Genomic DNA, 24,448 nt, shown 5'->3' on the forward strand with positions numbered 1-24,448 from the left:
TCTTTTGCCGTGATGCTTGCACTTATGCCGAAAGCATCAGGTCCATGTTCTGTACCGCGGCACCCGAGGCGCCCTTGCCGAGATTGTCGAGCACCGCAACCAGATTGACATGCGCGCCGCCCGGCGTGCCGAAGACGTAGAGCTTCATCGTGTCCTGCCCGACCAGTTCCTCGGCGTCGATGCGGGCAAGCCCGGCACTTTCCTCGAGCGGCACGACGCTGACGATCGACTGGCCGGCATAATGGGTGTCCAGCGCCGCATGAACGCTTTCAAGGCTCTGATGTCCACCGGCGAGATCTTCCAGGAAGAGCGGCAGCTGGACGATCATGCCCTGGGCGAAGCGGCCGACCGACGGGGCAAACAGCGGGGCACGGTCGAGCAGGCCGTGGATCGTCATCTCCGGCACATGCTTGTGCTTCAGCGTCAGGCCGTAGAGGAAATTGTTGGCGGCGAGGTGCTCCGGATGGGCCTTGTCTTCCATCTGGGCGATCAGTTGCTTGCCGCCGCCGGTATAGCCGGAGACGGCATTGACGGTCACCGGATAGCCGTCGGGCAAAATGCCGGCGGCCCTGAGCGGCCGGATGAGGCCGATCGCGCCGGTCGGATAGCAGCCGGGATTAGCCACGTAGCGGGCCGAACGGATCTTCTCGCCCTGCGCCTTGTCCATTTCGGCAAAGCCATAGGCCCAGTCCGGCGCGACACGGAAGGCGGTCGAGGTGTCGATGATCCGCACCTTGTTGTTGCCGGCAACCATCTTGACCGCTTCCTTCGACGCATCGTCGGGAAGGCAGAGAATAGCGATGTCGGCGCTGTTCAGCATGTCCTCGCGCAGCGCCGCATTGCGCCGCTCCGCTTCCGGGATCGACAGCAGCTCGACGTCGCGGCGGCCGGCCATGCGGGTGCGGATCTGCAGGCCCGTGGTGCCGTGTTCGCCGTCGATGAAGATCTTTGCTGCCATTTTATCCTCTCCTGTCAGGAGCTTGCGTCGATTCTCGGAATCGGATTGTCAAAGGGATGAATCAATGTCTCAACGCTGGCGCGCCAGTCGCTCGGCATGGAGGCCCAGCATATACATCGCGACGGTTGCCCCGGCAATGGCGGTGATGTCGGCATGGTCATAGGCCGGTGCGACCTCCACGACGTCGGCGCCGCGGATGTCGAGCTGGTAGAGCCCGCGCAGCACGGAGAGGATCTTGGCGCTGGACGGGCCACCGGCGACCGGCGTCCCGGTGCCGGGGGCAAAGGCCGGATCGAGGCAGTCGATGTCGAAGGTGAGATAGGTCGGAAGGCCGCCTGTATGGCTGACGATCAGCGAGGAAATGTCGCCCGCCCGCATGTCCTCGACCTCATGGCCATAGACGATGCGGATGCCGCAGTCTTCCGGCGCATGGGTGCGGATGCCGATCTGGATCGAGCGGTCCGGATCGATCAGCCCTTCACGCACGGCGCGGCCGACGAAGGAGCCGTGGTCGATGCGCTTGCCGTCGTCGAACCAGGTGTCCTGATGCGCGTCGAACTGGACGAGCGCCAGCGGCCCATGCTTGGCCACATGGGCCTTGAGCAGCGGCCATGTGATGAAATGGTCCCCGCCAAGCGTCAGCAGGAAATCACTGGCGGCAAGGATCTTTGTGGCCTCCGTCTCGATCGTCTCCGGCGTCTGCCAGTGATTGCCGTAGTCGAGCAGGCAGTCGCCGTAATCGATCACAGCCATCTCGGCGAACAGGTCGCGCTCGAAGGGATACTGCGGATCGTTGTCGAAGATCGCCGAGGCGCGCCGGATCGCCTGCGGTCCGAAGCGCGCGCCGGGCCGGTTGGACGTTGCGGCGTCGAAGGGGATGCCCCAGACCACGGCATCGACGCCTTCGAGCGACTTCGTATAGCGGCGGCGCATGAAGGAGAGCACGCCGGCATGGGTCGGATCGGTCGCCGCCGATTTGAGGTCGGTTGCGGTAAAGGCGTGATCGATGGTCTTTTTAGCCATGAAGGGTCTCCCTTGCGGCAAGGACTGCCGGTGTTGCGGCGCAATATTACGGTCGGGCCACCCGATGGCCAGTGATTTTTTCCAGCCGTGTGCGAGATCGGCTGGGACTGAACGCAATTTGACGGGGGCCGGTGCGTTCGGCAATTCTTGACGTGCTGGACGACGAACGGATCAGTGAGAGGGTGATGTCGCAATGATTGAAGCCGGACATGGTCAAAAGCCGTGGAGCAGCCTGGCAGATGACGAGCGAGACGCGCTTCAGGCTGCCTATCAGGCCGAACTCGACAAGGAGCCGCCGACCTGTTCGCTGGAGGCCAAGGTCGAGCGCTTCGCGCGTTGGCTGGCAACGCAGGGCGTCGCCTTCTCGATGGACGATTTAAACGCGAAAAGGTGAGCACCCCGAAACGAAAAAGGCGGAGCCGAAGCCCCGCCTTGATTTCCGTTTCCGGTGTCCAGCGATTAACGCTTGGAGAACTGGAACGAACGACGGGCCTTGGCCTTGCCGTACTTCTTGCGTTCGACGACGCGGCTGTCGCGGGTCAGGAAGCCACCCTTCTTGAGCACGGCGCGCAGGCCCGGCTCGAAGTAGGTAAGGGCCTTGGACAGACCATGGCGCACGGCGCCGGCCTGGCCGGAGAGGCCACCGCCGGCAACGGTCGCGACGATGTCGAACTGGCCGGTACGGGCAGCGGCGACGATCGGCTGCTGCAGGATCATCTGCAGGACCGGACGGGCGAAGTAGGTGGTGAAGTCGCGACCGTTGATGACGATCTTGCCGGAGCCCGGCTTGACCCAGACGCGGGCAACGGCGTTCTTGCGCTTGCCGGTCGCATAGGAGCGGCCTTGAGCGTCGACCTTGCGGACGTGAACCGGAGCAGAAGCTTCCGGAGCAGCCGTGCCGAGATCCTTCAGGGAAGAGAGGTCAGCCATGATCAGGCGCTCCTTACGTTCTTGCTGTTCAGCGATGCCACGTCGATCGCGACCGGCTGCTGGGCTTCATGGGGATGGTTCGAACCGGCATAGACGCGCAGGTTCTTCATCTGGCGACGGCCGAGCGGGCCACGGGGGATCATGCGCTCGACGGCCTTCTCGAGAACGCGCTCCGGGAAGCGGCCTTCGATGATCTGGCGCGCGGTGCGCTCCTTGATGCCGCCCGGATAACCGGTGTGCCAGTAGTACTTCTTGTCGGAGTACTTCTTGCCGGTCAGAGCGACCTTCTCGGCATTGATGACGATGACGTTGTCGCCGTCGTCAACGTGGGGGGTGTAGGTGGCCTTGTGCTTGCCACGCAGGCGCATGGCGATGAGGGAGGCGAGGCGACCAACAACGAGGCCTTCGGCGTCGATGATGATCCACTTCTTCTCCACCTCTGCAGGCTTCTGAACGAAGGTAGACATGGATGATACTTTCCGTTTTGAACCCTGCGAGCCGAGGCGCGCCGGGCGTTTCTTGTTGCTTGATTTCGCGCGTTTGAACGCAGGAAACAGAAAGCGGTCCCGAAGGCCCGCAGACTGGGCGTTGTATAAGCCGAGGGCTTTTTCCGGTCAAGAGTGCCGGTCTTGATTGCGAGTTGGAATTAGATAGCTAAAACAGCTACTTAGCAATGGGGTATTATTTTACCCCAATTCTACCCGGTCTCCGGCGCCGCAGTCTGCGCCCGTTTCGTGCCGGAAAGGGCCGGCTGGGATCAGCGGGGAGGTATCGAATAGGTGGCCGTGGCCTGGGCAATCGGTTCGCCGCTGCCGTTCTGCAGCAGCAAGGCATCGATGACGGCGAGCCGCTTGCCGAGCTTGAGGACCCGGCATTCGCAGCGGATCAGTTGTGGCTGGGGCAGGCGCAGGAAGTTGATGTTGAGGTTGGTGGTGACGGCCAGCGCCACCGGGCCGATATGGGCCAGCACCGCCGTATAGGCAGCAACGTCGGCAAGCGTGAACATGGCCGGGCCGGAGACCGTGCCGCCGGGTCGCAGGTGGCGCTCGGCCGGGTCGAAGGTCATCGTTACCCGGCCCGGCGCCACATCGGTGACGTGGAAGACCCGTCCGTCGGTGTGGATCTGCGGGAAATCCGTTTCGAGGAAGGCATTGATCTCGTCGGCGGTCATGATCGGCTGCATAAGGTTGGGTCTCTATTGGAATGGGCTTTTAAATCCTGGGCGTTTTATGGCAGGCTTTGCGCCAAGTGCAAACGCCAAGGGAGGTCGAGGATGGCGGAAGTCGTGTCTTTCAAGAAGGACGGTGGTGATGCGGGGGCCGGGCCGGTGCTGTCTTCGCTCGACAAGGGCGTGTTGCGCCTGACGTTGAACAATCCGCCGGCCAATGTGCTCTCCATCGCATTGATGGAAGCGCTGATGGCCGAGCTCGCCGCGGCCGGCGATGATCCTGACGTGCGCGTTGTCGTGCTGGCGGCAGCCGGAAAGCTGTTTTCCGCCGGCCATGACCTGAAGGAAATGACGGCGCATCGGGCGGATCCTGACCGCGGGCGCGCCTTTTTCGAAAAGACCATGCGTCTATGCGCCGACCTGATGCTGGCGATCACCCATTTGCCGAAGCCGGTGATCGCCGAGGTCGACGGCCTGGCAACTGCCGCGGGCTGCCAGCTGGTCGCATCCTGCGATCTGGCGATCTGCACCGACACCTCGGCCTTCTGCACGCCCGGCGTCAACATCGGCCTGTTCTGCTCGACGCCCATGGTCGCCGTCAGTCGCGCCGCCCACCGCAAGCAGGCCATGGAAATGCTGCTGACGGGCGAGACGATCGATGCCTCGACGGCCAAGGATTTCGGCCTCGTCAACCGCATCGTGCCGAAGCAGTATCTTTCCCAGGTGGTCGACAAATACGCGGCCATCATCGCGTCTAAGTCGCCGTTGACGCTCAAGATCGGCAAGGAGGCCTTCTACCGCCAGATCGACATGCCGCTCGAGGAGGCCTATGACTACGCCGCTCGCGTGATGGTCGAAAACATGTTGGCCCGCGACGCGGCTGAAGGGATCGGCGCCTTCCTCGACAAGCGGCATCCGACCTGGACGGGTGAGTAGAGCATTCTATGGGCGCCCGTTCGGGACTCACGACATCTCGCAGGAATTGTTGGTTGTGTCTTAAAATGATTGTAGAATGAACAAACACAACCATGAGCCTGCACTAATATTGACGTGAATAAAAAGTAAACATACGAAGAACAAACAGGATTCACGACTCAAAATTAGGGAGTAGGGCATGTCGCTGGAACGCCGCATTTCGATCATCACGCTCGGCGTCGCCGACGTGGCGGCCAGCACGGCCTTTTACCAGCGGCTCGGATGGAAGAAATCCTCGGCCTCGCAAGAAAGCGTAACCTTCATCCAGATGCGGGGGACGGTGCTTGCGCTGTTCGGCCGCGAGGCATTGGCCCGCGATGCGGAGGTGGAGAACACTGCGCCCGGCTTTTCCGGTGTCACCCTGGCGCACAACGTCTCAAGCCCAACCGGGGTCGATGCGGTGGTGAAGTTTGCCGTTTCCTGCGGCGCCAGGCTGGTCAAGGCGCCGGAAAAGGTCTCCTGGGGAGGCTATTCCGGCTATTTTGCCGATCCGGACGGGCATTTGTGGGAAGTGGCCCACAATCCGTTCTTTCCGATGGACGAGCATGGGCACATCGTCTTGCCCGAGTGAGAGAGGATTGGAGCGGAAACGGCAAATGTTCGCATTTGCTGTTTTACGTCCATCTTCAATTAAGAAGATTCTCATATAAGGCATGTGGGGACAAAGGATGGGGTTCGTCAAATGCGGTTTGGCCGCAGGGAGGACGCCATGATGCACGACACCTATTCCCGGGCCTACCTCGCCGAGATCCTCGGAACGGCGCGAACGATCGCTGTCGTCGGAGCCTCTGTCCGCGACAACAGGCCGAGCCATTGGGTGACCGGCTTCCTGCTTGGCAAGGGCTATCATGTCTTTCCGGTCAATCCGGAGCATGCCGGCGAACGCATCCTCGGCCAGGCGGTCTATGCCAGCCTGGCGGATATTCCCGAGCCCATCGATATTGTCGACGTCTTCCGCCGTCCGGATGAATTTACCAAACTCGTGGAAGAGGTCCTCCGGCTGCCGGCCTTGCCCAAGGCGATATGGGGCCAGCTTTCGGTCCGCGATGATGCCGCCGCCGCCCGTGCCGAGGCGGCCGGCATCAAGGTGGTGATGGATCGCGCCCTGGTGACGGAATATCCGCTGGTTTACGAAATGTCGCATTCGGACGCGCAACCCACCGCATCCGCCCGCGCCGGTTAAGTTGCCTGAGGGCGTCGGACTTTCCCGCCGCTAGTAAGCCGGATCGTTGGGGCTCTGGTCTCGTCCGTAGGTTTCATGTTCCGTGTCGTTCGGCTCGCACTGGCGAACAGGGCAATTGGGACGATCGGCGCTGGGTACCGTCGCCATCTTGACGATCTCGCCAGGTCGACAGAAATGACCATTGGCCACGTATGTGTCGTAGAGCCTCTGTCCCTTCAGGCGTTGAGATGGGTAGGTGAGAATGACGCGTCCGTGCTCCCGAACCGTCGCCTGCACAGCTTCGCAATTCATGCGGGTCGAGGTGTATTTCGGGACTGCATGGACCGATGTTGCGATGATCACTATAGGCACTGCGAAGAACAAGGCTTTCATGATTGCACTCCTTCTTGGAAAAGAACGTGGCTCTCTGCTCTTGTCTGCTTGCTATCGGACCGACGCGTCCCACATAAACAAGCCACGCCAGCATACTCTCTTTTCGAAAATGCTCAAATTCCAGAGGCCGCCGATGACGATCAATCATGACCGCTATGATCCCGCCTATCTCTCCGAAATCCTGCAGGAAACCAGGACCATCGCCCTGGTCGGCGCCTCGCCCAATCCAGCCCGCCCCAGCTTTGGTGTCATGCGCTTTCTTTTGTCCAAGGGCTATCGCGTCATTCCGGTCAACCCCGGGCAGGCGGGCAAGGAAATCCTCGGGCAAACGGTCTACGCAACGCTCGGCGACATTCCGGAACCTGTCGACATGGTCGATGTGTTTCGTGCCTCGGAATACCTTCATGCCGTCGTCGATGAGGCAATCGCTCTCGAACCTCGGCCCAAGTCCATCTGGTCGCAGCTGTCGGTCCGCGACGACCTCGCCGCGAAGACGGCCGAGGCGGCCGGGGTCAAGGTCGTCATGGACCGCTGCCCCGCCATCGAGATGCCGCGACTGGGCCTTTAGCGCAGTGAGCGCTCCTGTCAGCCGAGCAGGAAGTCCGGGTTGGCGCGCAGCACGTTGAGTTCGTTGGCATTGCCGCAATAGTGGGCAAAATTCTCGGCTGCCGCCCCGCTCGCCAGATCCTTGCGGCATTCCCCCTTGTGGGTGCAATGCGCGCAGGTGATCTGCATGTCACGGAACTGGGCGCGCAATCGCAACTCGATCTCGGCGGGGTCGACGTTGAGCGCCTTCATCATCCCGATCATCTCGTCGGCGGCATGCGGCCCGGCCTTGGCCAGCTCGATCAACTGATCGGGCGAGATCCCGCAGTCATGGGCAATGCTCTGAATGGTGAAATCGTCCAGCGAGGCGATCATGTCTGCCTCGGCACTGCTTTCCCAACCCTTGGCGAACCAATCCACCAGTCGGGCAAAAACGGTGCGTGCGGAATCGTTGACGAGCATATCCATGAGCGGCCTCCAGATCAGTTCTGAATGATGTCCGCCCGCCGGACGGGGTGCATTGATTTCGATCAACACCGCACGCGCCGTCCCCCGAACGATAAGGGAAAAAACTAGGCTGACATCACGATCCAAGCCGCTATGATCGCCGCGACGAATTCCAGTGGAGGTGAAGAATGTCCAAGAACAATCCGGGTTTTGCCACGCTTTCGGTGCATGCCGGCGCCCAGCCCGATCCCGCGACCGGCGCGCGTGTCACACCGATCTACCAGACCACGGCCTATGTCTTCAACGATGCCGACCATGCGGCGGCCCTGTTCGGCTTGAAGCAGTTCGGCAATATCTACACCCGCATCATGAACCCGACCCAGGCGGTGCTGGAAGAGCGGGTCGCGGCGCTCGAAGGTGGCACGGCAGCCCTGGCAGTCGCCTCGGGTCATGCGGCGCAGATGCTGGTCTTTCATACGCTGATGCAGCCGGGCGACAATTTCGTCGCGGCCAAGAAGCTCTATGGCGGATCGATCAACCAGTTCGGTCACGCCTTCAAGAATTTTGGCTGGCAGGTGCGCTGGGCCGACCCTGCCGACCCCGACAGTTTTGCCGCGCAGATCGATGACCGGACGCGCGCCATCTTCATCGAGAGCCTCGCCAATCCGGGCGGCACCTTTGTCGACATCGCCGCCATCGCCGAGGTTGCCAAGCAGCATGGTCTGCCACTGATCGTCGACAACACGATGGCCAGCCCCTACCTGATCCGTCCGCTGGAGCACGGCGCCGACATCGTCGTGCATTCCGCCACGAAGTTCCTCGGCGGCCACGGCAATTCCATGGGCGGCATCATCGTCGACGGCGGGACCTTCGACTGGTCGGCGTCGGGCAAGTTCCCGATGCTGTCGGAGCCCCGGCCGGAATATTCGGGCGTGGTGCTACACCAGGCCTTCGGCAATTTCGCCTTCGCCATCGCCTGCCGCGTGCTGGGCTTGCGTGACCTCGGCCCGGCGATTGCGCCGATGAATGCCTTCCTGTTGCTCACCGGCATCGAGACCCTGCCGCTGAGGATGCAGCGTCATTGCGACAATGCGCTGAAGGTCGCCACCTGGCTGAAGCAGCATCCGAAGGTCGCCTGGGCGAACTATGCCGGCCTTGACAGCGATCCGAACCACGCGCTGCAGAAGCGCTACTCGCCGAAGGGCGCGGGCGCCGTCTTCACGTTCGGCGTCAAGGGTGGCTATGCCGCGGGCAAGGCGCTGGTCGAAGGGCTGCAGCTCTTCTCGCACCTCGCCAATATCGGCGACACCCGATCGCTGGTCATCCATCCGGCCTCCACCACCCATGCCCAGCTGACCGAAGCCCAGCAGATCGCGGCGGGTGCCGGTCCGGACGTGGTCCGGCTGTCGATCGGCATCGAGGATGCCGAAGACATCATCGGCGACCTCGAGCAGTCGCTCGCCAAGGTCTGATCCGTCAACCGAACGAGCGCTGCAGCCCGCGTGGCCGCGGCGCCGAGGAGCGAGCATGTCGCACTACCTGAATTTCGATCCCGCGACGGTCGAGCCGGAGGAGGGCGCGCCTGCCGCCGACCGCCTGCTTTCCGGCGATCCACGTTTCACCACCTGGAACATCGAGGAGGCGCCGGGCGGCATCTATGCCGGCATCTGGCAGTCGACGCCCGGCAAGTGGCGGATATCCTACGATGAGTGGGAATATTTCCACATGCTGGAAGGCTATTCCGTCGTCACGGAGGACGGCGGAGAGCCGATGCATCTGAGGGCGGGCGACAGGATGATCCTCAGGCCCGGCTTCAAGGGCACCTGGGAAGTCGTTGAAACGACTCGCAAGGATTACGTGATCCGGCTTTGAGCCGGACCATCACCAGCTAAGGTCGAGCCGCTCCAGGCCATGGAAATGGTAGACGTCCTTGACCTTGGGCTGGCCCGCGAGTTTGAGGCCAGGCAGGCGCTTGAACAAGAGCGGCAGGACGATGTTGAGCTCCAGCCGGGCGAGCGGTGCGCCGATGCAGAAATGGATGCCCGCGCCGAAGGAAAGATTGGGCGCTTCGTCTCGTTCAGGCTTGAACCTCAATGGATCGGCAAACTTCAGCGGATCGAGGTTGGCGGCGGCAAGGATCATGCCGACCTTGTCGCCCCGCTTGAAGGCGATCCCGTCGATTTCCGCCGGCTCCAGGCAGTAGCGGTCGAAAATGTGCACCGGGGCGCAGATCCGCAAGGTTTCCTCGACGGTGCGTGAGGTTGCCGTTTCATCCTGGAACATGGCGGCCGGATCAAGCCCGCTCTCGAGAATGACCCGGACCGAATTGCCGATCTGGTGCACGGTCGCCTCGTGACCCGCATTGAGCAGCACGATCGTCGTCGAGATCAGCTCGTCCTCGGTCAGCAACTGTCCCTTGTGTTCCGTATGGATCATGTGACTGAGCAGGTCCTCGCGCGGGTTCGCGCGACGGTCAGCGATCATGCCGCGGACATAGTCGGCAAATTCCTTGGCCGAACGGTCCGCGGCGTCCTCGTCGGCGCGGCTGCGCTTGAACATGTACATGCCGACATAGTCATGCGACCATTTCAGCAATTGCGGCCCCATTTCCTCCGGAATGCCGATCATCCGGGCAATCATCGTCACCGGGATGATGTCGGCGAAGGCGGACAGAAGCTCGACCTTGCCATCCTTCTCAAATCCGTCGATCAGCCGGTTGGCGAGATCCTCGATTTCCGGCTTCATCCTTTCCACATGGCGCGAGACGAAGGCGCGATTGACCAGGGTTCGCAGCCGCGTGTGCTCGGGCGGCTCCAGCTCGAGCAACGAATGGGCTTCCGCCGCGTCGAAGTGCCGTGTGTGCGCGGCGGGCTCCGGCATGCCGAGTTCTTCTCGCGTGGCGATGTGCAATATCTGTCGCCCGAAACGGCGGTCGCGCAGCAGGCTGTTGACCCGGTCGTAGCCGGTGAAAAACCAAAGCTTCTGTTCCTGCCAGTAGAATGTCGGACAGGCTGCGTGCAGGGCGGCATAGGCACGGTTGGGGTCGCTGTAGAAGGCGGGGTCGCGCCCGTCCAGGCTGACGCTACGGGTGGCCGGGTCAATGGTGAGGAAGGGGAGGTGGTTCATGATCATGCTCTTCGAGGGCCGGATGAGGTCCGACGTGCTGTTATGGCTTGGTGAGGCCGGTTTTCGGCACGGCCCGTGCCATCAGGCGCTTGAGGGCGGCGACCTGCCGGTCGGCCTGTTCGTCCAACGCCTCCGGACCGGCGGACGGCACCGTGAGTACCCGGTCGCCGCTCAATATCGTCGTGCGGTTCCGACCGCGCGCCTTGGCCTTGTAAAGTGCCCTGTCGGCATTGCTCATCATCTGGTCGAGGTTGGCCCCGGTCTTTGGCGATGTCGCAATGCCGATGCTGACCGTGACCGAGATGAGCTGGCCGCCGGTGTCGATCTTCGCCGTGGCAAGGGATTGACGGATCGTTTCGGCGAGAAGTGCCGCATCCTTCACATCCTTGACCGGCACCATGGCCATGAACTCCTCGCCGCCGGTGCGGCCGAACAGGCCGCATTCGGGCGTGAGTTCCCGGCAGATCCCGGCAAAGGCCACGAGGACCGCGTCGCCGGCCTGGTGGCCGTGGGTATCGTTGATGCCCTTGAAATGATCGAGGTCGAACAGCAGGAGTGCCAGAGACGGCGCTGCATGGTTCGACGGGGCCATGAGGCTGGAGAAACCTTCGGACACCCCCCGTCGGTTGAGCGCGCCCGTCAGCGGATCGGTCCGGATCAGTTGTTCCAGACGCTCCTCGGACCGATCCATGACGATCTTCGCGCCGATCAGGATGGCCGAGAGGAAGCCGAACAGGTTGATCGCGGCGGTGATCGCTGCATGGGGAGCAGCCTGGATGCTGGACGGCAGGGTGAGGATGGCCATTGTCATGACCAGCAAGCCCGCGACCGCCTGAACCGCACAGATGCCGAAGAACAGCCGGCGGTAGCGGGGTTTCGCGACCTCGTAACGAACGACGACGGCGGCGAGCAGGATATGGCCGCAGGCCGTGCCGAAATTGTAGAGCGCGATGCGGTAGGCGATGGTATCCCGGACGACCGGAACGAGCATGCCGCCGATCCACAAGAGCATGGGGACAAGGGCCCAGACACTGGCCGGACGCCTGGCGAGATGCAGCAATCCGGCGGTCCAGAAGAAGAAGCTGGCCAGCGCCACCGCATTGGCCAGTTCGATCGAGGCGAAGTCCGGGATATGGCCGCGCAGGGCAATGAGCGCGACGCCCGAACCCTGGGCCAAAAAGCCAAGTGCCCAAAGGACGAAATGCCGCTGGCCACGATCGTGGAACCAGACGGCCGCGAGCAGAACGGCGAGCGTCGCGGCTTCCATCGCCCACAGCAGCAATGCGGTCTTGATGTCGATCACGGATGGGCCTTGGCTACGCTCGGAGAATTCGTCGCAAGATGGGGCACACTGTTTAACACCTCCTTAAGAAATCGGGGGTTCCGCAGGTTCGCGCAAGCTTGCCAGTGTTTATTAGCATCTGGTTTACCATCGGCCTTGGAATAGCTGTGGTCGGGGCGGGCCATGGCATAGGCGTGAAGGCGCGAAGTGTTTAATGGCTCTGGTTCTAAGCCCCGCGCCATTAAGGATAACCGAGCCGCGAGCCTTGAAGTTGAGGGTGCTGACACTCTATGTAGGGATTGACAGGTTTTATGTGATTCCCGCCGCGCACCGAGTGTTCGGGGATGAGGCTGATAAAGGACGGACATGAGAAATCCAGTTGATACCGCCATGGCCCTGGTGCCGATGGTTGTGGAGCAGACGAACCGCGGCGAGCGCTCCTATGACATCTTTTCCCGCCTCCTCAAGGAGCGCATCATTTTCTTGACGGGTCCGGTCGAAGACACGATGGCGTCGCTGGTCTGCGCACAGCTTTTGTTCCTCGAAGCCGAGAATCCGAAGAAGGAAATCGCCCTCTATATCAATTCGCCGGGCGGCGTTGTTACCGCCGGCATGGCGATCTACGATACGATGCAGTTCATCCGCCCTGCCGTCTCGACGCTGTGCGTCGGTCAGGCGGCGTCGATGGGTTCGCTGCTTCTGGCCGCGGGCGAGAAGGGCATGCGCTTTGCCACCCCGAATGCCCGCATCATGGTGCACCAGCCCTCGGGCGGTTTCCAGGGCCAGGCTTCGGACATCGAGCGCCATGCGCGCGACATCATCAAGATGAAGCGCCGGCTGAACGAGGTTTACGTCAAGCATACCGGCCGCAGCCTCGAGGAAGTCGAACAGACACTCGACCGCGACCATTTCATGGAATCGAGTGAGGCGAAGGACTGGGGCTTGATCGACAAGATCCTGACCTCTCGCCAGGAACTCGAAGGCGCTCCGGCCGCGTGAGTTCGGCCCTGGGCGATCCCGGTTCGCGTCGCATGAACCGGTTGTGATTGGCCCAGGGGTGTAAACCGATGCGGAAAGCGCTATTAGTACCTATTAAGGCTATGTTGTAGTTTGATGACGTAGCCTGACGATTTGAAGGGGTTTTCGTTGCCGCCGATCCTGAAACTGGATTGAATGGATCGGTAAGTACCTCCAAATCGGGTTAGGTTTCGGCCGTCAGGTGACGGCCGGGGCCGGGCGGTGTGAGTGACCGCCCTCCGCTGGTCGGAGGCGCGGCGTGCTGGAAGGATAAAGACATGAGCAAGGTCAGCGGAAGCAACGGCGGTGACTCCAAGAATACCCTCTATTGTTCCTTCTGCGGCAAGAGCCAGCACGAGGTCCGCAAGCTGATTGCCGGACCGACGGTGTTCATCTGCGATGAATGCGTCGAATTGTGCATGGACATCATCCGCGAAGAGAACAAGTCGTCGATGGTCAAGTCCCGCGACGGCGTTCCCACGCCGCAGGACATCATCAAGATCCTCGACGAATACGTGATCGGCCAGAGGCAGGCCAAGAAGATCCTCTCGGTCGCGGTGCACAACCATTACAAGCGCCTGTCGCACGCCTCCAAGGGCGGCGACGTAGAGCTGGCCAAGTCGAACATCATGCTTGTCGGCCCGACCGGCTGCGGCAAGACCTATCTTGCCCAGACGCTGGCCCGCATCATCGACGTGCCCTTCACCATGGCCGATGCCACGACGCTCACCGAAGCCGGCTATGTCGGCGAGGACGTCGAGAACATCATCCTGAAGTTGCTGCAGTCGGCGGACTACAATGTGGAACGCGCCCAACGCGGCATCGTCTACATCGACGAGGTCGACAAGATTTCGCGCAAGTCCGACAATCCGTCGATCACCCGCGATGTCTCGGGCGAGGGCGTTCAGCAGGCGCTCTTGAAGATCATGGAAGGCACGGTTGCCTCGGTTCCGCCGCAGGGTGGCCGCAAGCATCCGCAGCAGGAGTTCCTGCAGGTCGACACGACGAACATCCTGTTCATCTGCGGCGGCGCCTTTGCCGGTCTCGACAAGATCATCCCGGCGCGTGGCGAAAAGACCTCCATCGGTTTCGGTGCGACGGTTCGGGCCGAAGACGATCGCCGCGTCGGCGAAGTGCTGCGCGAACTGGAGCCGGAAGACCTGGTCAAGTTCGGCCTCATCCCGGAATTCATCGGCCGTCTGCCGGTTCTGGCGACGCTCGAGGATCTTGATGAGGATGCGCTGATCCAGATCCTGTCGGAGCCGAAGAACGCGCTCGTCAAGCAGTATCAGCGCTTGTTCGAGATGGAAGACATCGAACTGACCTTCCACGAGGACGCGCTGCGCGAAATCGCCCGCAAGGCAATTACCCGCAAGACTGGCGCCCGCGGCCTTCGTTCGATCATGGAGAAGATCCTGCTCGACACGATGTTCGAACTGCCGGAGCTCGAGGGTGTTCGCGAGGTTGTCATTTCCGACGACGTGGTGCGCGAATCGTCACGTCCGCTCTACATCTACGCTGACCGTCAGGAAGAGAAGGCCAACGCTTCCGCCTGACCCCGGTCTCGTCTTTGAATCAGAGCCCGCCGCGCTGTGGCGGGCTTTTTTTTGTTTATAGCCTCCCGAAAGGACGAACGAAGGCAGACGCGAGAGGCGACAAGTGGCGCAGTGGGGCGATAAACGCTAAGAAGTCGGCGATTTTGCCGATCCGTGGTTTTCCCGGGCGCGGCCATGGTCTACAAGGTTAAGTGCTTCGCCGCGACGTTTACGGTCGCCGGTCGGAGCAGGGCGCAAGGCGCTCGGTTCCGCACATGTCGCGCAAGCTTTGTTGTGTAGCGTTGTGTCGCCGTCCGTAACACCGCTGTCACATTCGAGGGCGGCAGGCGTTCGGGCAGGCTTGAATTCATCATCGCGGAACTCCACTTGTTGGGGGAGCAAGAGATGTGCCAGTTGCCTTCGGGGACTGGTGCCAGGTTCCGGTTCACGCCGGGACGTCGGAAAGGAATGAAAATGTCGAAAACGTCTGCAGCAAACGAAGGCAATATCTATCCCGTATTGCCCCTGCGCGACATCGTGGTTTTCCCCCACATGATCGTGCCCCTGTTCGTCGGGCGCGAAAAGTCCATCCGTGCGCTGGAAGAGGTCATGGGCTCCGACAAGCAGATCATGCTGGCGACCCAGATCAATGCCGGGGACGATGACCCTGCCTCTGACGCGATTTATGAGATTGGCACCATCGCCAATGTCCTCCAGCTGCTGAAGCTGCCCGACGGTACGGTCAAGGTGCTGATCGAGGGCCGCGCCCGCGCCAAGATCGAATCTTACACCGGCCGGGAGGAGTTCTACGAGGCGACGGCAAGTGTTCTCGCCGAGCCGGACGAGGATCCGGTCGAGATCGAGGCACTCAGCCGCTCGGTGGTCTCGGAGTTCGAGAACTACGTCAAGCTGAACAAGAAGATTTCGCCGGAAGTGGTTGGCGCCGCGAGCCAGATCGAGGACTACTCGAAGCTCGCCGACACGGTTGCCTCGCATCTTTCCATCAAGATCACCGAAAAGCAGGAGATGCTGGAAACGGTGAGCGTGAAGACGCGTCTTGAAAAGGCGCTCGGCTTCATGGAAGGCGAGATTTCCGTTCTCCAGGTCGAGAAGCGCATCCGCTCGCGCGTCAAGCGCCAGATGGAGAAGACCCAGCGCGAATATTACCTGAACGAACAGATGAAGGCGATCCAGAAGGAGCTCGGCGACGGCGAAGACGGCCGCGACGAAATGGCCGAACTGGAAGAGAAGATCGCCAAGACCAAGTTCTCCAAGGAAGCCAGGGAGAAGGCCGAGGCCGAGCTGAAGAAGCTTCGCCACATGAGCCCGATGTCGGCGGAAGCCACCGTCGTGCGCAATTATCTCGACTGGCTGCTCGGCCTGCCCTGGGGCAAGAAGTCCAAGGTCAAGGTCGACCTCAACGCGGCGGAGAAGATCCTCGACGAGGACCATTTCGGTCTCGACAAGGTCAAGGAGCGCATCGTCGAATATCTCGCCGTCCAGGCGCGTGCGACCAAGCTCAAGGGCCCGATCCTGTGCCTCGTCGGCCCTCCGGGCGTCGGCAAGACCTCGCTCGCCAAGTCGATCGCAAAGGCGACCGGTCGCGAATACATCCGCATGGCGCTCGGCGGCGTTCGTGACGAAGCCGAAATCCGCGGTCACCGCCGCACCTATATCGGCTCGATGCCGGGCAAGGTCATCCAGTCGATGAAGAAGGCGAAGAAGGGCAATCCGCTCTTCCTGCTCGACGAGATCGACAAGCTTGGCCAGGACTATCGCGGCGACCCGTCGTCGGCCCTGCTCGAGGTTCTGGATCCGGAACAGAACTCGACCTTCATGGACCACTACCTGGAAGTCGAGTACGACCTGTCGAACGTGATGTTCATCACCACGGCGAACACGCTCAACATTCCGGGCCCGCTGATGGACCGCATGGAGATCATCCGGATCGCCGGCTATACCGAGGACGAAAAGCTGCAGATCGCCAAGCGGCACCTGCTGCCGAAGGCGATCAAGGACCATGCCTTGCGCCCGGAAGAATTCTCGGTCGCCGACGACGCGATCAAGGCGATCATCCAGCAGTATACCCGCGAGGCCGGGGTGCGCAGCTTTGAGCGCGAGCTGATGAAGCTCGCCCGCAAGGCGGTCACCGAGATCCTCAAGGGCAAGGTGAAGTCGGTTGCCGTGACGGCCGCCAACATCCACGATTATCTCGGCGTGCCGCGCTATCGTCACGGCGAGGCCGAGGGCGAGGATCAGGTCGGTATCGTCACCGGTCTGGCATGGACCGAAGTCGGTGGCGAACTGCTGACGATCGAAGGCGTGATGATGCCGGGCAAGGGCCGCATGACGGTCACCGGCAACCTCAAGGACGTGATGAAGGAATCGATTTCGGCGGCGGCATCCTATGTTCGTTCGCGCGCCGTCGACTTCGGCATCGAGCCGCCGCGCTTCGACAAGTCGGACATCCACGTCCACGTTCCCGAAGGGGCGACCCCGAAGGATGGTCCGTCGGCCGGCGTCGCCATGGCGACCGCCATCGTCTCGATCATGACCGGCATTCCGGTCAACAAGGACGTGGCGATGACGGGCGAGATCACGCTGCGTGGTCGCGTCCTTCCGATCGGTGGCTTGAAGGAAAAGCTGCTCGCGGCACTGCGCGGCGGTATCAAGAAGGTTCTGATCCCGGAAGAGAACGCCAAGGACCTGGCGGATATCCCGGACAACGTGAAGAACAACCTTGAAATCGTTCCCGTCTCGCGCATGGGCGAAGTCATTCGACATGCCCTGATCCGCGTACCTGAACCGATTGAATGGGACGGAACGGTCGAAACACCCGCCATCGGCACCGTCGAAGGGGTCGACGAAACCGGGGCCGCCGTGGCGCATTGAGGCCGATTTTGCCTCACTCTTGCCAAATTGGCACATTGAACGGAAAAAGGCTGGCAGAAATGCCAGCCTTTTTTGTGCAAACTGCCTGAAAGCGCTTGTTTTCCGGGCCATTGCGGTGCTTTTGAGTTGCCTAGGGCAGATGCATCCGTATTCTCCGCCCGACTTATCCATTGAGTCGTTTCATACCAATCAGAAAGGGTGGAAACATGAACAAGAACGAACTCGTATCCGCGGTCGCCGAAAAGGCCGGCCTCACCAAGGCCGATGCAGCTTCCGCCGTTGACGCCGTTTTCGAAACGGTCCAGGCTGAGCTGAAGAACGGCGGCGACGTTCGCCTCGCTGGCTTCGGTGCCTTCACCGTCGGTCGTCGCGAAGCCTCCAAGGGCCGCAACCCGTCGACGGGCGCTGAAGTCGACATCCCGGCCCGCAACGTGCCGAAGTTCACGGCCGGCAAGGGTCTCAAGGACGCCTGCAACAGCTAATTGCTGATCGCCTGCCTGCTGAAGCAGGGCAGGTCATGCCAATGGAAAGCCCGGCCATCGCGCCGGGCTTTTTTCGTTCAACGAAATGCCGGGCTGGCGCTCGCCGCAGGCTTCGTCGTCGCGACCGGTCTTGCCTTGCCGCTGCTGCTCGAGGCCGTCCTTCCGGCGGTCATCGGCCAGTATCGGCTGACGTGTGCCTACTTCCTGATGGCGGCGGAGATACGCAAGGAACGGTCTTTCGCCTGACGGGGAAGGGGCGTCATGCAATCCCGTGCGGATTGTCATCCGCCTGTCATCCGCATGACGCAAAAGCCTGCTGTTCCTTTCCCACGGAAACAGGAGGTTTCCCATGACGTATGGCTTTTCCCGCGCGGCGCTGACCGCAGCCCTTTTGGCGTCCGTTGCCGTTCCGGCCAGCGCCGAGCAGGTCTTCAATCGTATTGCATCCTTCCCCGTCGCCGCCAATATTCCGGCTGACAAGGATCAGAAGTCTGTGACGTCCGCCGAGATCATAACCGCGTCGGAAGACGGCATGACGCTCGTCTATTCCGACAGTCCGCTCGGCGTGATCGGCTTCATCGACATTTCCGACGCCAAGGCACCGAAGGCCGGCGGTGTGCTCGCCATGGACGGCGAGCCGACCTCGGTGGCGGTAGTCGGCGGTAAGGTCCTCGTCGCCGTCAACACGTCGGAAAGCTACGTGAAGCCCTCCGGCAAGCTCGCCATCGTCGATCTCGCATCCAAGGCCGTCGATGCAACCTGCGATCTCGGCGGACAGCCGGATTCCGTCGCCGTGTCCGCCGACAAGAGCTTTGCCGTGATCGCCATCGAAAACGAGCGCGACGAAGACCTGAATGACGGACAGCTTCCGCAGTTGCCGGCCGGCGATCTGGCGATCGTCTCCCTGAAGGATGGTGTGGCCGATTGCGCCTCGATCAAGCACGTCGCCATGACCGGCCTTGCCGAAGTCGGCGCGGACGATCCGGAACCGGAATTCGTCTCGATCAACAGCCTCGGTGAAATCGCCGTGACGCTGCAGGAAAACAACCACATCGCCATCGTCGACGGCAAGACCGGCACCGTGAAGACCCACTTTTCGGCCGGTGCGATCGACCTGGCCGGCATCGACACCAAGTCCGACGGTGCGCTGAGGTTCACCGGCAAGAAGGAAGGCGTCTTTCGCGAGCCCGACGCGCTGAAGTGGCTCGACGACGATCGTTTCGTCGTTGCCAACGAAGGTGACTACGAAGGCGGCTCGCGCAGCTTCACCATCTTCGACAAGACCGGCAAGGTCAGCTATGAATCCGGCCCGTCGCTCGAACTCGAGATCGCCCGGATCGGCCACTTCCCCGACAAGCGCGCCAAGTCCAAGGGCGTTGAGCTCGAGGGCCTGGAGGCGGCAACCTTCGGCGACAGCAAGTACTTCTTCGTCCTTTCGGAGCGCGCGTCCGTCGTGGGCGTCTACAAGGACACCGGCGCCGAGCCGGAACTGGTCCAATTGCTGCCGTCCGGCGTGGGTCCTGAAGGCGCGGTGGCCATCCCAAGCCGCAACCTGCTCGTAACGGCCAATGAGACCGATCTGGTCGAGGACGGCGGTGCCCGCTCGCATGTCATGCTCTATGAACTCGGAGAAGGCAAAGCCGCCTATCCGACGATCCGCTCGGAAATCGTCGATGGCGCACCGATCGGTTGGGGCGCACTCTCGGGCCTCGTCGGCGATGCCGAGAAGGCAGGCCAGCTCTATGCCGTCAACGACAGCTTCTACGCCATGCAGCCGACGATCTTCACCATCGACGCGACGCAGACGCCCGCCGCCATCACGACGGCCCTGCCGGTCACCCGTGGCGGCCAGCCGGCCCAGAAGCTCGACATCGAGGGCATCACGCTCGACGGCAAGGGTGGGTTCTGGCTGGCGTCTGAGGGCAATAGCGACAAGTTGCTGCCGCACGCGCTCTATCACGTGAATGACAAGGGCGAAATCAAGGAAGAGATCGCCCTTCCTGCGGAACTGCTCAAGGGCGAAATCCGGTTCGGCTTCGAAGGCGTCACAATGGTCAGCTCCGGAGATGAGGCCACCCTGTGGATGGCCGTCCAGCGCGAATGGAAGGATGACGAGAAGGGCACAGTGAAGCTCGTATCCTATAACCCGAAGTCGAAGGAATGGGGCGCCGTGCGCTATCCGCTCGACAAGGGCGAAAGCGGCTGGGTCGGCCTGTCCGAGATCACCGCCCATGGCGACCACGTCTATATCGTCGAACGCGACAACCTGATCGGCGATGCCGCCAAGCTGAAGAAGCTCTATCGCGTCGCGATTGCCGACCTGAAGCCCGCCAAGATCGGCGAAGCATTGCCGCTGGTGAAGAAGGAAGAAGCCCACGACTTCCTGCCGGACCTCAAGGCTGCGACCAATGGCTATGTCGTCGACAAGCTCGAAGGCTTCACCTTCGATGCCGCGGGCAAGGCTTTTGCCGTCACCGACAATGACGGCGTCGACGACTCCTCGGGAGAGACCCTGTTCTTCCCGGTCGACCTCAAGGGCACCAACTGATCAACATCGTCCTCCCAAGACGATTGGAGGCCGGGTGAGCGATCACCCGGCCTCCATGCATTTGCCAACCGGCTTGCCTCCGGGGCGGCGCCTACCAGCGCTGATGGACGTGCGGGGCGATCAGCCGGTCGTAGATGTCCCTGGCGGCCGCCATGACGTCCTCTGAGAGGGCGGGCAGGTCGGACGCCGCCGCATTGGCCTGCGCCTGGGTGGCGTTGCGCGCGCCGGGAATGGCAACCGTGACCGCCTCGTGCATCAGGATCCAGCGCAGCGCTAAAGCCGCCATCGCCGTGCCTGCGGGGACCAGCTTGCGCACTTCCTCGACGGCCTGAAGACCGGTCTCCAGGGGCACGCCGGCAAAGGTCTCACCGACGTCGAAGGCCTCGCCATGGCGGTTGAAGTTGCGGTGGTCTTCGGCCGCGAACTGCGTCGCCGCGGTGATCTTGCCCGACAGCAGGCCGCTTGCCAGCGGCACGCGGGCAATCACCGCGACATTGCGGCGCCTTGCCTCCTGGAAGAAAAGCCCGGCCGGGCGCTGGCGAAACAGGTTGAAGATGATCTGCACGCTGACGACGCCCGGATATTCGATCGCCTTCAGCGCCTGCTCGACATTCTCGACGCTGACGCCGTAATGGGCGATCTTTCCGGCGCGCTTGAGTTCTTCCAGCCCCTCGAACACTTCCGGGTGATAGTAGACCTCCGCCGGCGGGCAGTGCAGTTGCACGAGGTCGAGCCGCTCGACGCCAAGATTCTGCAGGGAGCGGTCGATGAATCCTTCCAGGTTGGCCTTGGTATAGCCGCCCGCCACATGCGGATTGAGCCGCCTGCCGGCCTTGGTGGCGACCATCGGCCGCGCGCCGCCGCGGGCCTTCAGGACGTCGGCGATGATGCGCTCCGAGCGCCCGTCGCCATAGACGTCGGCCGTGTCGATGAAGGTCATGCCGGCATCGAGCGCGGCGTTGAGAGCGGCCCGTCCGTCAGCCTCGGAAACCTCGCCCCAGGAACCGCCGATCTGCCACGCGCCGAAGCCGATGTCGCTGACGGTGAAGTCCGTTCTGCCGAATGAATGCTGTCGCATGCTCGATCCTCCTTGTTCATGAATTCTGCATCGAAGCAGTTAGCAAGGGTCGGGCAGGCGGGCAAGGGAAGGGTGGGCGGCCGTGCGCGACGACTGGCAATGCCGGGCGCGCACGCCGCAAATTCACCGTGAAGGAGGGATAGGAGAGGCTCCTCGGTTGCTGCACCTCCATTGGGGAAGAAGGCGTGAGATTGCTGTCGGCGTTCTTGAAGGTTTTGCGCCTGGCTTCGCTGCTGGCACTCGGGTTTGCGGTATGGAATGCCGCAGCCACAGTCTACTGTTCCGGCATGATGGTCGGGCTGTTCGATCCTGCCGCGCTCGCCGGATATCGCCTCTATGCCGCACCGTCCGCCACCTATGTCGCGGAGATCGAGCAGGCCATCGCCGCTGGCGACCACGACTATGCCGTGGCGCTCTACGATCTGGCGGTCCGTCACGGTCACGCCCTCTCTCCCGCCCTTCGGGAACGGGCCGAAGGCACATGGATCGGTCGTGCCTATCTGACCGGCAGCCGTGCGGCAAAAGGCTTCGTCGTCGGCTCGCTCGACAGCGGTGCGGAGATAGCCGGCTCGGTGACCAGCGACCTGATCGGTGTCGGCGATCTGCGCGACTTCTCCGTCCAGGGCTACCGCTATGTGGCGGGTGAAGACTACGATCCGATCCTGTTGGGCTTGTCCGCCGTCGGGCTTGGCCTGACCGTCTCGACCTTGGGCACAGTCGGAGCGACTGCAGTTCCCGACGCCGGCCTGTCCGTGCTGAAGAATACCTACCGCGCGCGCAAGCTCTCCGCGCCGCTCACCGCCTATCTGACCAAGAATGCCGCAAGGCTGGTCGACACCCGCCTATTGAAGGCCGAACTGATTGCCGCGAGCGACGAAGGCGCGCTCGGTCTCGCCCGGCTGCAAAGGGTCGCGGAGCGTTCGGTGGACCGCAAGGTCGCGCAGACCCTTGTCGATGATGCGACGGTGCTCGGAACGATCGGGACGAAGGGCGGGGTGCGCAGTTCGCTGGCCGCCCTGGCCATTGCCGACGGCCCGAAGGACCTGCGCAAGCTGCAGAGGGTCGCCATCCGCTTCGGCGACGAATCGCATGCGGTGATGAAATTCCTCGGCCGGTCCGTTCTCGAAATCGGGGCGGCGCTCTATGCCGTCGCTGCCGCCGTCGCCAGCCTGTTGCTGGCATTCATGCTCGCCGCGCTGCGTCTCTCCGCGAGAATGCTTGCCCGGTTCGCTCTGGCCGGGGCGCCGGTATCCGCGTCCGTGCAGAGGATCCTGCGACTCATCTGAACCGCGCTCGCCGCCATTCTCCCGAACTGCCGTCACGCGGGGCCGGAAAAACCAGTCAGCCGCTTCTGCCGTAACGGGATAGGCCGCAGTCGATCCCTGGCGGCCCGGAGAGCACCCGACATGACCCAACCGGCGCCGCAGCCGCGGCAGTCCGCCGTGACATGCTTCTATTACGCCGTGCCGGCCCTGCCAATGGCGGCGATCGCGTTGCCGCTCTACATCATCGTGCCGAGCTTCTATGCGGCCGCCTTTGCCATTCCCCTTGCGGCCATCGGCGGGGTTCTCTTGGCGATTCGCCTGATCGATGCCGTGACCGACCCGCTTTTCGGCTGGCTTGCCGACCGCGTGACGTGCCGATACGGCCGCCGCCGCGGTTTCTTTCTATCCTCCGTGCCTTTGACGGCCCTTGCCGCCTTCATGCTCTTCTGGCCGCCTGCCGATGCCGGCCTCGCCCATCTGGCGCTGTGGGGAACGGCGCTTTCGATCGGCGCCACCTGGACGCTTCTGCCCTATACCGCCTGGGGTGCGGAACTTTCTGACGGCTATCACGACCGCGTCCGGGTCTCGGCCTGGCGCGAGGGTGCGACGCTTGTCGGATCGCTGCTGGCCATCTCGCTGCCCTTTGTCGGCGGGCTCGAGCGGGCCGACGCCTTTCATGGCCTGGCCTGGATCGCGGTCTTCGTCGCCGTCATCCTGCCGCTTGCCGCAGGCTTGGCGGTCTGGCGGGTGCAGGAGCCGGTCGACCGGTCGGTGCGCCGCCTGTCCCTTCGCGAAAGCCTGTCGCATCTCGCCGGTAACCGGCCGTTTCTCCGGCTGGCCGCAGCCTTTTTGCTCAACAGCTTCGCCAATGCGATACCGGCCTCGCTGTTCATCTATTTCGTCACCGCCCGCCTGGACGCGCCGGGATGGGAAGGGCCCTTGTTGTTTTCCTACTTCCTCGCCGCGGTCGCGGGCGTTCCACTCGCGGTCTGGACGTCGGCGCGAACGGGCAAGCACCGCGCCTGGTCGATCTCCATGACGCTCGCCTGCCTGGTCTTCTCGGGCGCGGGCCTGCTCGGGGAGGGGGATGCCGCCATCTTTGCCGTGATCTGCGTGGCGACCGGCTTGCTGCTGGGGTACGACTTGGCGCTGCCGCCGGCCATCCAGGCCGACGTCATCGACAACGACACCGTGCGATCGGGAGAGCAGCGTTCTGGCCTCTATTTCGCCGCCTGGAGTTTCATCACCAAGCTGGCCCTGGCGCTGTCGGCCGGCATCGTCTTTCCGCTGCTGGGACTTGCCGGCTTTTCGACAGCCCCGGCTGCGTCGCAGAGCGCGACGGCACTGCAGGCGCTGGGCGCGCTCTACGCCTGGCTGCCGATTCTGCCGAAGCTGGCCGCCATCGCGTTGATGTGGCGCTTTTCCCTGGACGAGGCCGAACAGAAGCGACTGCGCACGCTGCTGGCATGACGCGGAAACGGCGAATGAAGGCGAAATTTACATGGGAAGGGAATGGTGGGCGATGAGAGACTCGAACTCCCGACATCCTCGGTGTAAACGAGGCGCTCTACCAACTGAGCTAATCGCCCTTCCGCATTGTCGGGCAAGGCCCGCTGCGTCG

The 24,448-nt window shown here is 62.5% G+C and carries 25 protein-coding genes and 1 tRNA gene; 15 read left to right on the plus strand and 11 right to left on the minus strand.

All coding sequences use genetic code 11. The features are described 5' to 3' along the window. Window positions 1-22 precede the first annotated feature (22 nt). Together argC and speB are read right to left on the minus strand one after the other, a co-directional pair. A complete protein-coding gene (gene argC, locus RHIZ70P_RS13260; RefSeq protein ID WP_115670775.1) occupies window positions 23-958 on the minus strand; it encodes an N-acetyl-gamma-glutamyl-phosphate reductase in 936 nt (311 codons plus the stop codon). A 69-nt stretch (window positions 959-1,027) separates the two neighbouring features. Beyond that, a complete protein-coding gene (speB, locus tag RHIZ70P_RS13265) occupies window positions 1,028-1,981 on the minus strand; it encodes an agmatinase (RefSeq protein WP_115670776.1) in 954 nt (317 codons plus the stop codon). Between the two features lie 193 nt (window positions 1,982-2,174). Between speB and RHIZ70P_RS13270 the strand changes: the two genes are divergently transcribed. Continuing rightward, window positions 2,175-2,375 (plus strand): hypothetical protein, encoded by a 201-nt coding sequence (locus RHIZ70P_RS13270; RefSeq protein ID WP_115670777.1) that lies wholly within the window; start codon window positions 2,175-2,177, stop codon window positions 2,373-2,375. 65 nt (window positions 2,376-2,440) lie between these two features. On the opposite strand, the gene rpsI is transcribed toward RHIZ70P_RS13270, so the two are convergent. From rpsI to RHIZ70P_RS13285, 3 genes are all read right to left on the minus strand, one after another. Further along, entirely contained in the window at window positions 2,441-2,911 is a 471-nt protein-coding gene (gene rpsI, locus RHIZ70P_RS13275; protein ID WP_115670778.1) for a 30S ribosomal protein S9, read from the minus strand. Window positions 2,912-2,913: 2 nt separating this feature from the next. Continuing rightward, window positions 2,914-3,378: a 50S ribosomal protein L13 gene (gene rplM, locus RHIZ70P_RS13280; RefSeq protein ID WP_115670779.1), complete on the minus strand. Its 465-nt coding sequence runs from the start codon at window positions 3,376-3,378 to the stop codon at window positions 2,914-2,916. A gap of 290 nt (window positions 3,379-3,668) precedes the next feature. Further along, window positions 3,669-4,094 carry a PaaI family thioesterase gene (locus RHIZ70P_RS13285; RefSeq protein ID WP_115670780.1) on the minus strand — a complete coding sequence of 142 codons (426 nt, stop codon included), beginning with the start codon at window positions 4,092-4,094 and terminating at the stop codon, window positions 3,669-3,671. Between the two features lie 90 nt (window positions 4,095-4,184). Here RHIZ70P_RS13285 and RHIZ70P_RS13290 point away from each other — a divergent pair, with 90 nt between their 5' ends. The 3 genes from RHIZ70P_RS13290 (at window position 4,185) to RHIZ70P_RS13300 (ending at window position 6,237) form a co-directional block, all read left to right on the plus strand. Next, the gene (locus RHIZ70P_RS13290) at window positions 4,185-5,015 is read left to right on the plus strand and encodes an enoyl-CoA hydratase (RefSeq protein WP_115670781.1); all 831 of its coding nucleotides are present in this window, start codon (window positions 4,185-4,187) and stop codon (window positions 5,013-5,015) included. 178 nt (window positions 5,016-5,193) lie between these two features. After that, window positions 5,194-5,625 carry a VOC family protein gene (locus tag RHIZ70P_RS13295; protein WP_115670782.1) on the plus strand — a complete coding sequence of 144 codons (432 nt, stop codon included), beginning with the start codon at window positions 5,194-5,196 and terminating at the stop codon, window positions 5,623-5,625. 138 nt (window positions 5,626-5,763) lie between these two features. Next, window positions 5,764-6,237, plus strand: coding sequence for a CoA-binding protein (locus tag RHIZ70P_RS13300; RefSeq protein WP_115670879.1), 474 nt, complete (start codon window positions 5,764-5,766; stop codon window positions 6,235-6,237). A 30-nt stretch (window positions 6,238-6,267) separates the two neighbouring features. On the opposite strand, the gene RHIZ70P_RS13305 is transcribed toward RHIZ70P_RS13300, so the two are convergent. After that, window positions 6,268-6,609, minus strand: a complete 342-nt coding sequence (locus tag RHIZ70P_RS13305) for a hypothetical protein (RefSeq protein ID WP_115670783.1) — start codon at window positions 6,607-6,609, stop codon at window positions 6,268-6,270. 139 nt (window positions 6,610-6,748) lie between these two features. On the opposite strand from RHIZ70P_RS13305, the gene RHIZ70P_RS13310 reads away from it, so the two are divergent. Next, window positions 6,749-7,177, plus strand: coding sequence for a CoA-binding protein (locus RHIZ70P_RS13310; RefSeq protein WP_115670881.1), 429 nt, complete (start codon window positions 6,749-6,751; stop codon window positions 7,175-7,177). 17 nt (window positions 7,178-7,194) lie between these two features. Here the strand turns inward: RHIZ70P_RS13310 and RHIZ70P_RS13315 are convergent, their stop codons facing one another. After that, window positions 7,195-7,623 (minus strand): DUF6455 family protein, encoded by a 429-nt coding sequence (locus RHIZ70P_RS13315; RefSeq protein WP_115670883.1) that lies wholly within the window; start codon window positions 7,621-7,623, stop codon window positions 7,195-7,197. Between the two features lie 167 nt (window positions 7,624-7,790). Between RHIZ70P_RS13315 and RHIZ70P_RS13320 the strand changes: the two genes are divergently transcribed. After that, window positions 7,791-9,074 carry an O-acetylhomoserine aminocarboxypropyltransferase gene (locus tag RHIZ70P_RS13320; protein WP_115670784.1) on the plus strand — a complete coding sequence of 428 codons (1,284 nt, stop codon included), beginning with the start codon at window positions 7,791-7,793 and terminating at the stop codon, window positions 9,072-9,074. Window positions 9,075-9,129: 55 nt separating this feature from the next. Then, a complete protein-coding gene (locus tag RHIZ70P_RS13325) occupies window positions 9,130-9,474 on the plus strand; it encodes a cupin domain-containing protein (RefSeq protein ID WP_115670785.1) in 345 nt (114 codons plus the stop codon). Window positions 9,475-9,483: 9 nt separating this feature from the next. Here RHIZ70P_RS13325 and RHIZ70P_RS13330 read toward each other — a convergent pair whose 3' ends face one another. Further along, on the minus strand, window positions 9,484-10,728 hold the full coding sequence (locus RHIZ70P_RS13330) for a cytochrome P450 (RefSeq protein ID WP_115670885.1): 1,245 nt from the start codon (window positions 10,726-10,728) through the stop codon (window positions 9,484-9,486). Window positions 10,729-10,768: 40 nt separating this feature from the next. Next, a complete protein-coding gene (locus RHIZ70P_RS13335) occupies window positions 10,769-12,031 on the minus strand; it encodes a GGDEF domain-containing protein (protein WP_115670786.1) in 1,263 nt (420 codons plus the stop codon). A gap of 345 nt (window positions 12,032-12,376) precedes the next feature. On the opposite strand from RHIZ70P_RS13335, the gene clpP reads away from it, so the two are divergent. From clpP to RHIZ70P_RS13365, 6 genes are all read left to right on the plus strand, one after another. Beyond that, window positions 12,377-13,009, plus strand: coding sequence for an ATP-dependent Clp endopeptidase proteolytic subunit ClpP (clpP, locus tag RHIZ70P_RS13340; protein WP_115670787.1), 633 nt, complete (start codon window positions 12,377-12,379; stop codon window positions 13,007-13,009). Window positions 13,010-13,305: 296 nt separating this feature from the next. Then, window positions 13,306-14,583: an ATP-dependent Clp protease ATP-binding subunit ClpX gene (gene clpX / locus RHIZ70P_RS13345; RefSeq protein ID WP_115670788.1), complete on the plus strand. Its 1,278-nt coding sequence runs from the start codon at window positions 13,306-13,308 to the stop codon at window positions 14,581-14,583. A gap of 453 nt (window positions 14,584-15,036) precedes the next feature. Further along, entirely contained in the window at window positions 15,037-17,454 is a 2,418-nt protein-coding gene (lon, locus tag RHIZ70P_RS13350; protein WP_115670789.1) for an endopeptidase La, read from the plus strand. Window positions 17,455-17,660: 206 nt separating this feature from the next. After that, window positions 17,661-17,936, plus strand: coding sequence for a DNA-binding protein HupB (gene hupB, locus RHIZ70P_RS13355; protein ID WP_115670790.1), 276 nt, complete (start codon window positions 17,661-17,663; stop codon window positions 17,934-17,936). Then, window positions 17,937-18,182, plus strand: coding sequence for a hypothetical protein (locus RHIZ70P_RS13360; protein WP_115670791.1), 246 nt, complete (start codon window positions 17,937-17,939; stop codon window positions 18,180-18,182). It begins immediately after the preceding gene. 103 nt (window positions 18,183-18,285) lie between these two features. Beyond that, window positions 18,286-20,484: an esterase-like activity of phytase family protein gene (locus RHIZ70P_RS13365; RefSeq protein ID WP_115670792.1), complete on the plus strand. Its 2,199-nt coding sequence runs from the start codon at window positions 18,286-18,288 to the stop codon at window positions 20,482-20,484. 91 nt (window positions 20,485-20,575) lie between these two features. On the opposite strand, the gene RHIZ70P_RS13370 is transcribed toward RHIZ70P_RS13365, so the two are convergent. Then, entirely contained in the window at window positions 20,576-21,562 is a 987-nt protein-coding gene (locus RHIZ70P_RS13370; protein ID WP_115670793.1) for an aldo/keto reductase, read from the minus strand. Window positions 21,563-21,747: 185 nt separating this feature from the next. On the opposite strand from RHIZ70P_RS13370, the gene RHIZ70P_RS13375 reads away from it, so the two are divergent. Continuing rightward, window positions 21,748-22,848, plus strand: a complete 1,101-nt coding sequence (locus tag RHIZ70P_RS13375; RefSeq protein ID WP_147293996.1) for a hypothetical protein — start codon at window positions 21,748-21,750, stop codon at window positions 22,846-22,848. 120 nt (window positions 22,849-22,968) lie between these two features. After that, window positions 22,969-24,297 (plus strand): MFS transporter, encoded by a 1,329-nt coding sequence (locus tag RHIZ70P_RS13380; RefSeq protein WP_115670795.1) that lies wholly within the window; start codon window positions 22,969-22,971, stop codon window positions 24,295-24,297. Window positions 24,298-24,340: 43 nt separating this feature from the next. Here the strand turns inward: RHIZ70P_RS13380 and RHIZ70P_RS13385 are convergent. Next, window positions 24,341-24,416, minus strand: a tRNA-Val gene (locus RHIZ70P_RS13385). Between the last annotated feature and the right edge of the window lie 32 nt (window positions 24,417-24,448).

It is taken from the genome of Paenirhizobium selenitireducens ATCC BAA-1503 (assembly GCF_900492185.1).
Lineage (GTDB): Bacteria > Pseudomonadota > Alphaproteobacteria > Rhizobiales > Rhizobiaceae > Allorhizobium > Allorhizobium selenitireducens_A.

Excerpts from the sequence above, each read along its gene's own strand:
- argC (WP_115670775.1), bottom strand. The coding sequence starts at position 958 with ATGGCAGCAAAGATCTTCATCGACGGCGAACACGGCACCACGGGCCTG.
- speB (WP_115670776.1), bottom strand. The coding sequence starts at position 1,981 with ATGGCTAAAAAGACCATCGATCACGCCTTTACCGCAACCGACCTCAAA.
- RHIZ70P_RS13270 (WP_115670777.1), top strand. The coding sequence starts at position 2,175 with ATGATTGAAGCCGGACATGGTCAAAAGCCGTGGAGCAGCCTGGCAGAT.
- rpsI (WP_115670778.1), bottom strand. The coding sequence starts at position 2,911 with ATGGCTGACCTCTCTTCCCTGAAGGATCTCGGCACGGCTGCTCCGGAA.
- rplM (WP_115670779.1), bottom strand. The coding sequence starts at position 3,378 with ATGTCTACCTTCGTTCAGAAGCCTGCAGAGGTGGAGAAGAAGTGGATC.
- RHIZ70P_RS13285 (WP_115670780.1), bottom strand. The coding sequence starts at position 4,094 with ATGCAGCCGATCATGACCGCCGACGAGATCAATGCCTTCCTCGAAACG.
- RHIZ70P_RS13290 (WP_115670781.1), top strand. The coding sequence starts at position 4,185 with ATGGCGGAAGTCGTGTCTTTCAAGAAGGACGGTGGTGATGCGGGGGCC.
- RHIZ70P_RS13295 (WP_115670782.1), top strand. The coding sequence starts at position 5,194 with ATGTCGCTGGAACGCCGCATTTCGATCATCACGCTCGGCGTCGCCGAC.
- RHIZ70P_RS13300 (WP_115670879.1), top strand. The coding sequence starts at position 5,764 with ATGATGCACGACACCTATTCCCGGGCCTACCTCGCCGAGATCCTCGGA.
- RHIZ70P_RS13305 (WP_115670783.1), bottom strand. The coding sequence starts at position 6,609 with ATGAAAGCCTTGTTCTTCGCAGTGCCTATAGTGATCATCGCAACATCG.
- RHIZ70P_RS13315 (WP_115670883.1), bottom strand. The coding sequence starts at position 7,623 with ATGGATATGCTCGTCAACGATTCCGCACGCACCGTTTTTGCCCGACTG.
- RHIZ70P_RS13320 (WP_115670784.1), top strand. The coding sequence starts at position 7,791 with ATGTCCAAGAACAATCCGGGTTTTGCCACGCTTTCGGTGCATGCCGGC.
- RHIZ70P_RS13325 (WP_115670785.1), top strand. The coding sequence starts at position 9,130 with ATGTCGCACTACCTGAATTTCGATCCCGCGACGGTCGAGCCGGAGGAG.
- RHIZ70P_RS13330 (WP_115670885.1), bottom strand. The coding sequence starts at position 10,728 with ATGAACCACCTCCCCTTCCTCACCATTGACCCGGCCACCCGTAGCGTC.
- clpP (WP_115670787.1), top strand. The coding sequence starts at position 12,377 with ATGAGAAATCCAGTTGATACCGCCATGGCCCTGGTGCCGATGGTTGTG.
- clpX (WP_115670788.1), top strand. The coding sequence starts at position 13,306 with ATGAGCAAGGTCAGCGGAAGCAACGGCGGTGACTCCAAGAATACCCTC.
- lon (WP_115670789.1), top strand. The coding sequence starts at position 15,037 with ATGTCGAAAACGTCTGCAGCAAACGAAGGCAATATCTATCCCGTATTG.
- hupB (WP_115670790.1), top strand. The coding sequence starts at position 17,661 with ATGAACAAGAACGAACTCGTATCCGCGGTCGCCGAAAAGGCCGGCCTC.
- RHIZ70P_RS13365 (WP_115670792.1), top strand. The coding sequence starts at position 18,286 with ATGACGTATGGCTTTTCCCGCGCGGCGCTGACCGCAGCCCTTTTGGCG.
- RHIZ70P_RS13370 (WP_115670793.1), bottom strand. The coding sequence starts at position 21,562 with ATGCGACAGCATTCATTCGGCAGAACGGACTTCACCGTCAGCGACATC.
- RHIZ70P_RS13380 (WP_115670795.1), top strand. The coding sequence starts at position 22,969 with ATGACCCAACCGGCGCCGCAGCCGCGGCAGTCCGCCGTGACATGCTTC.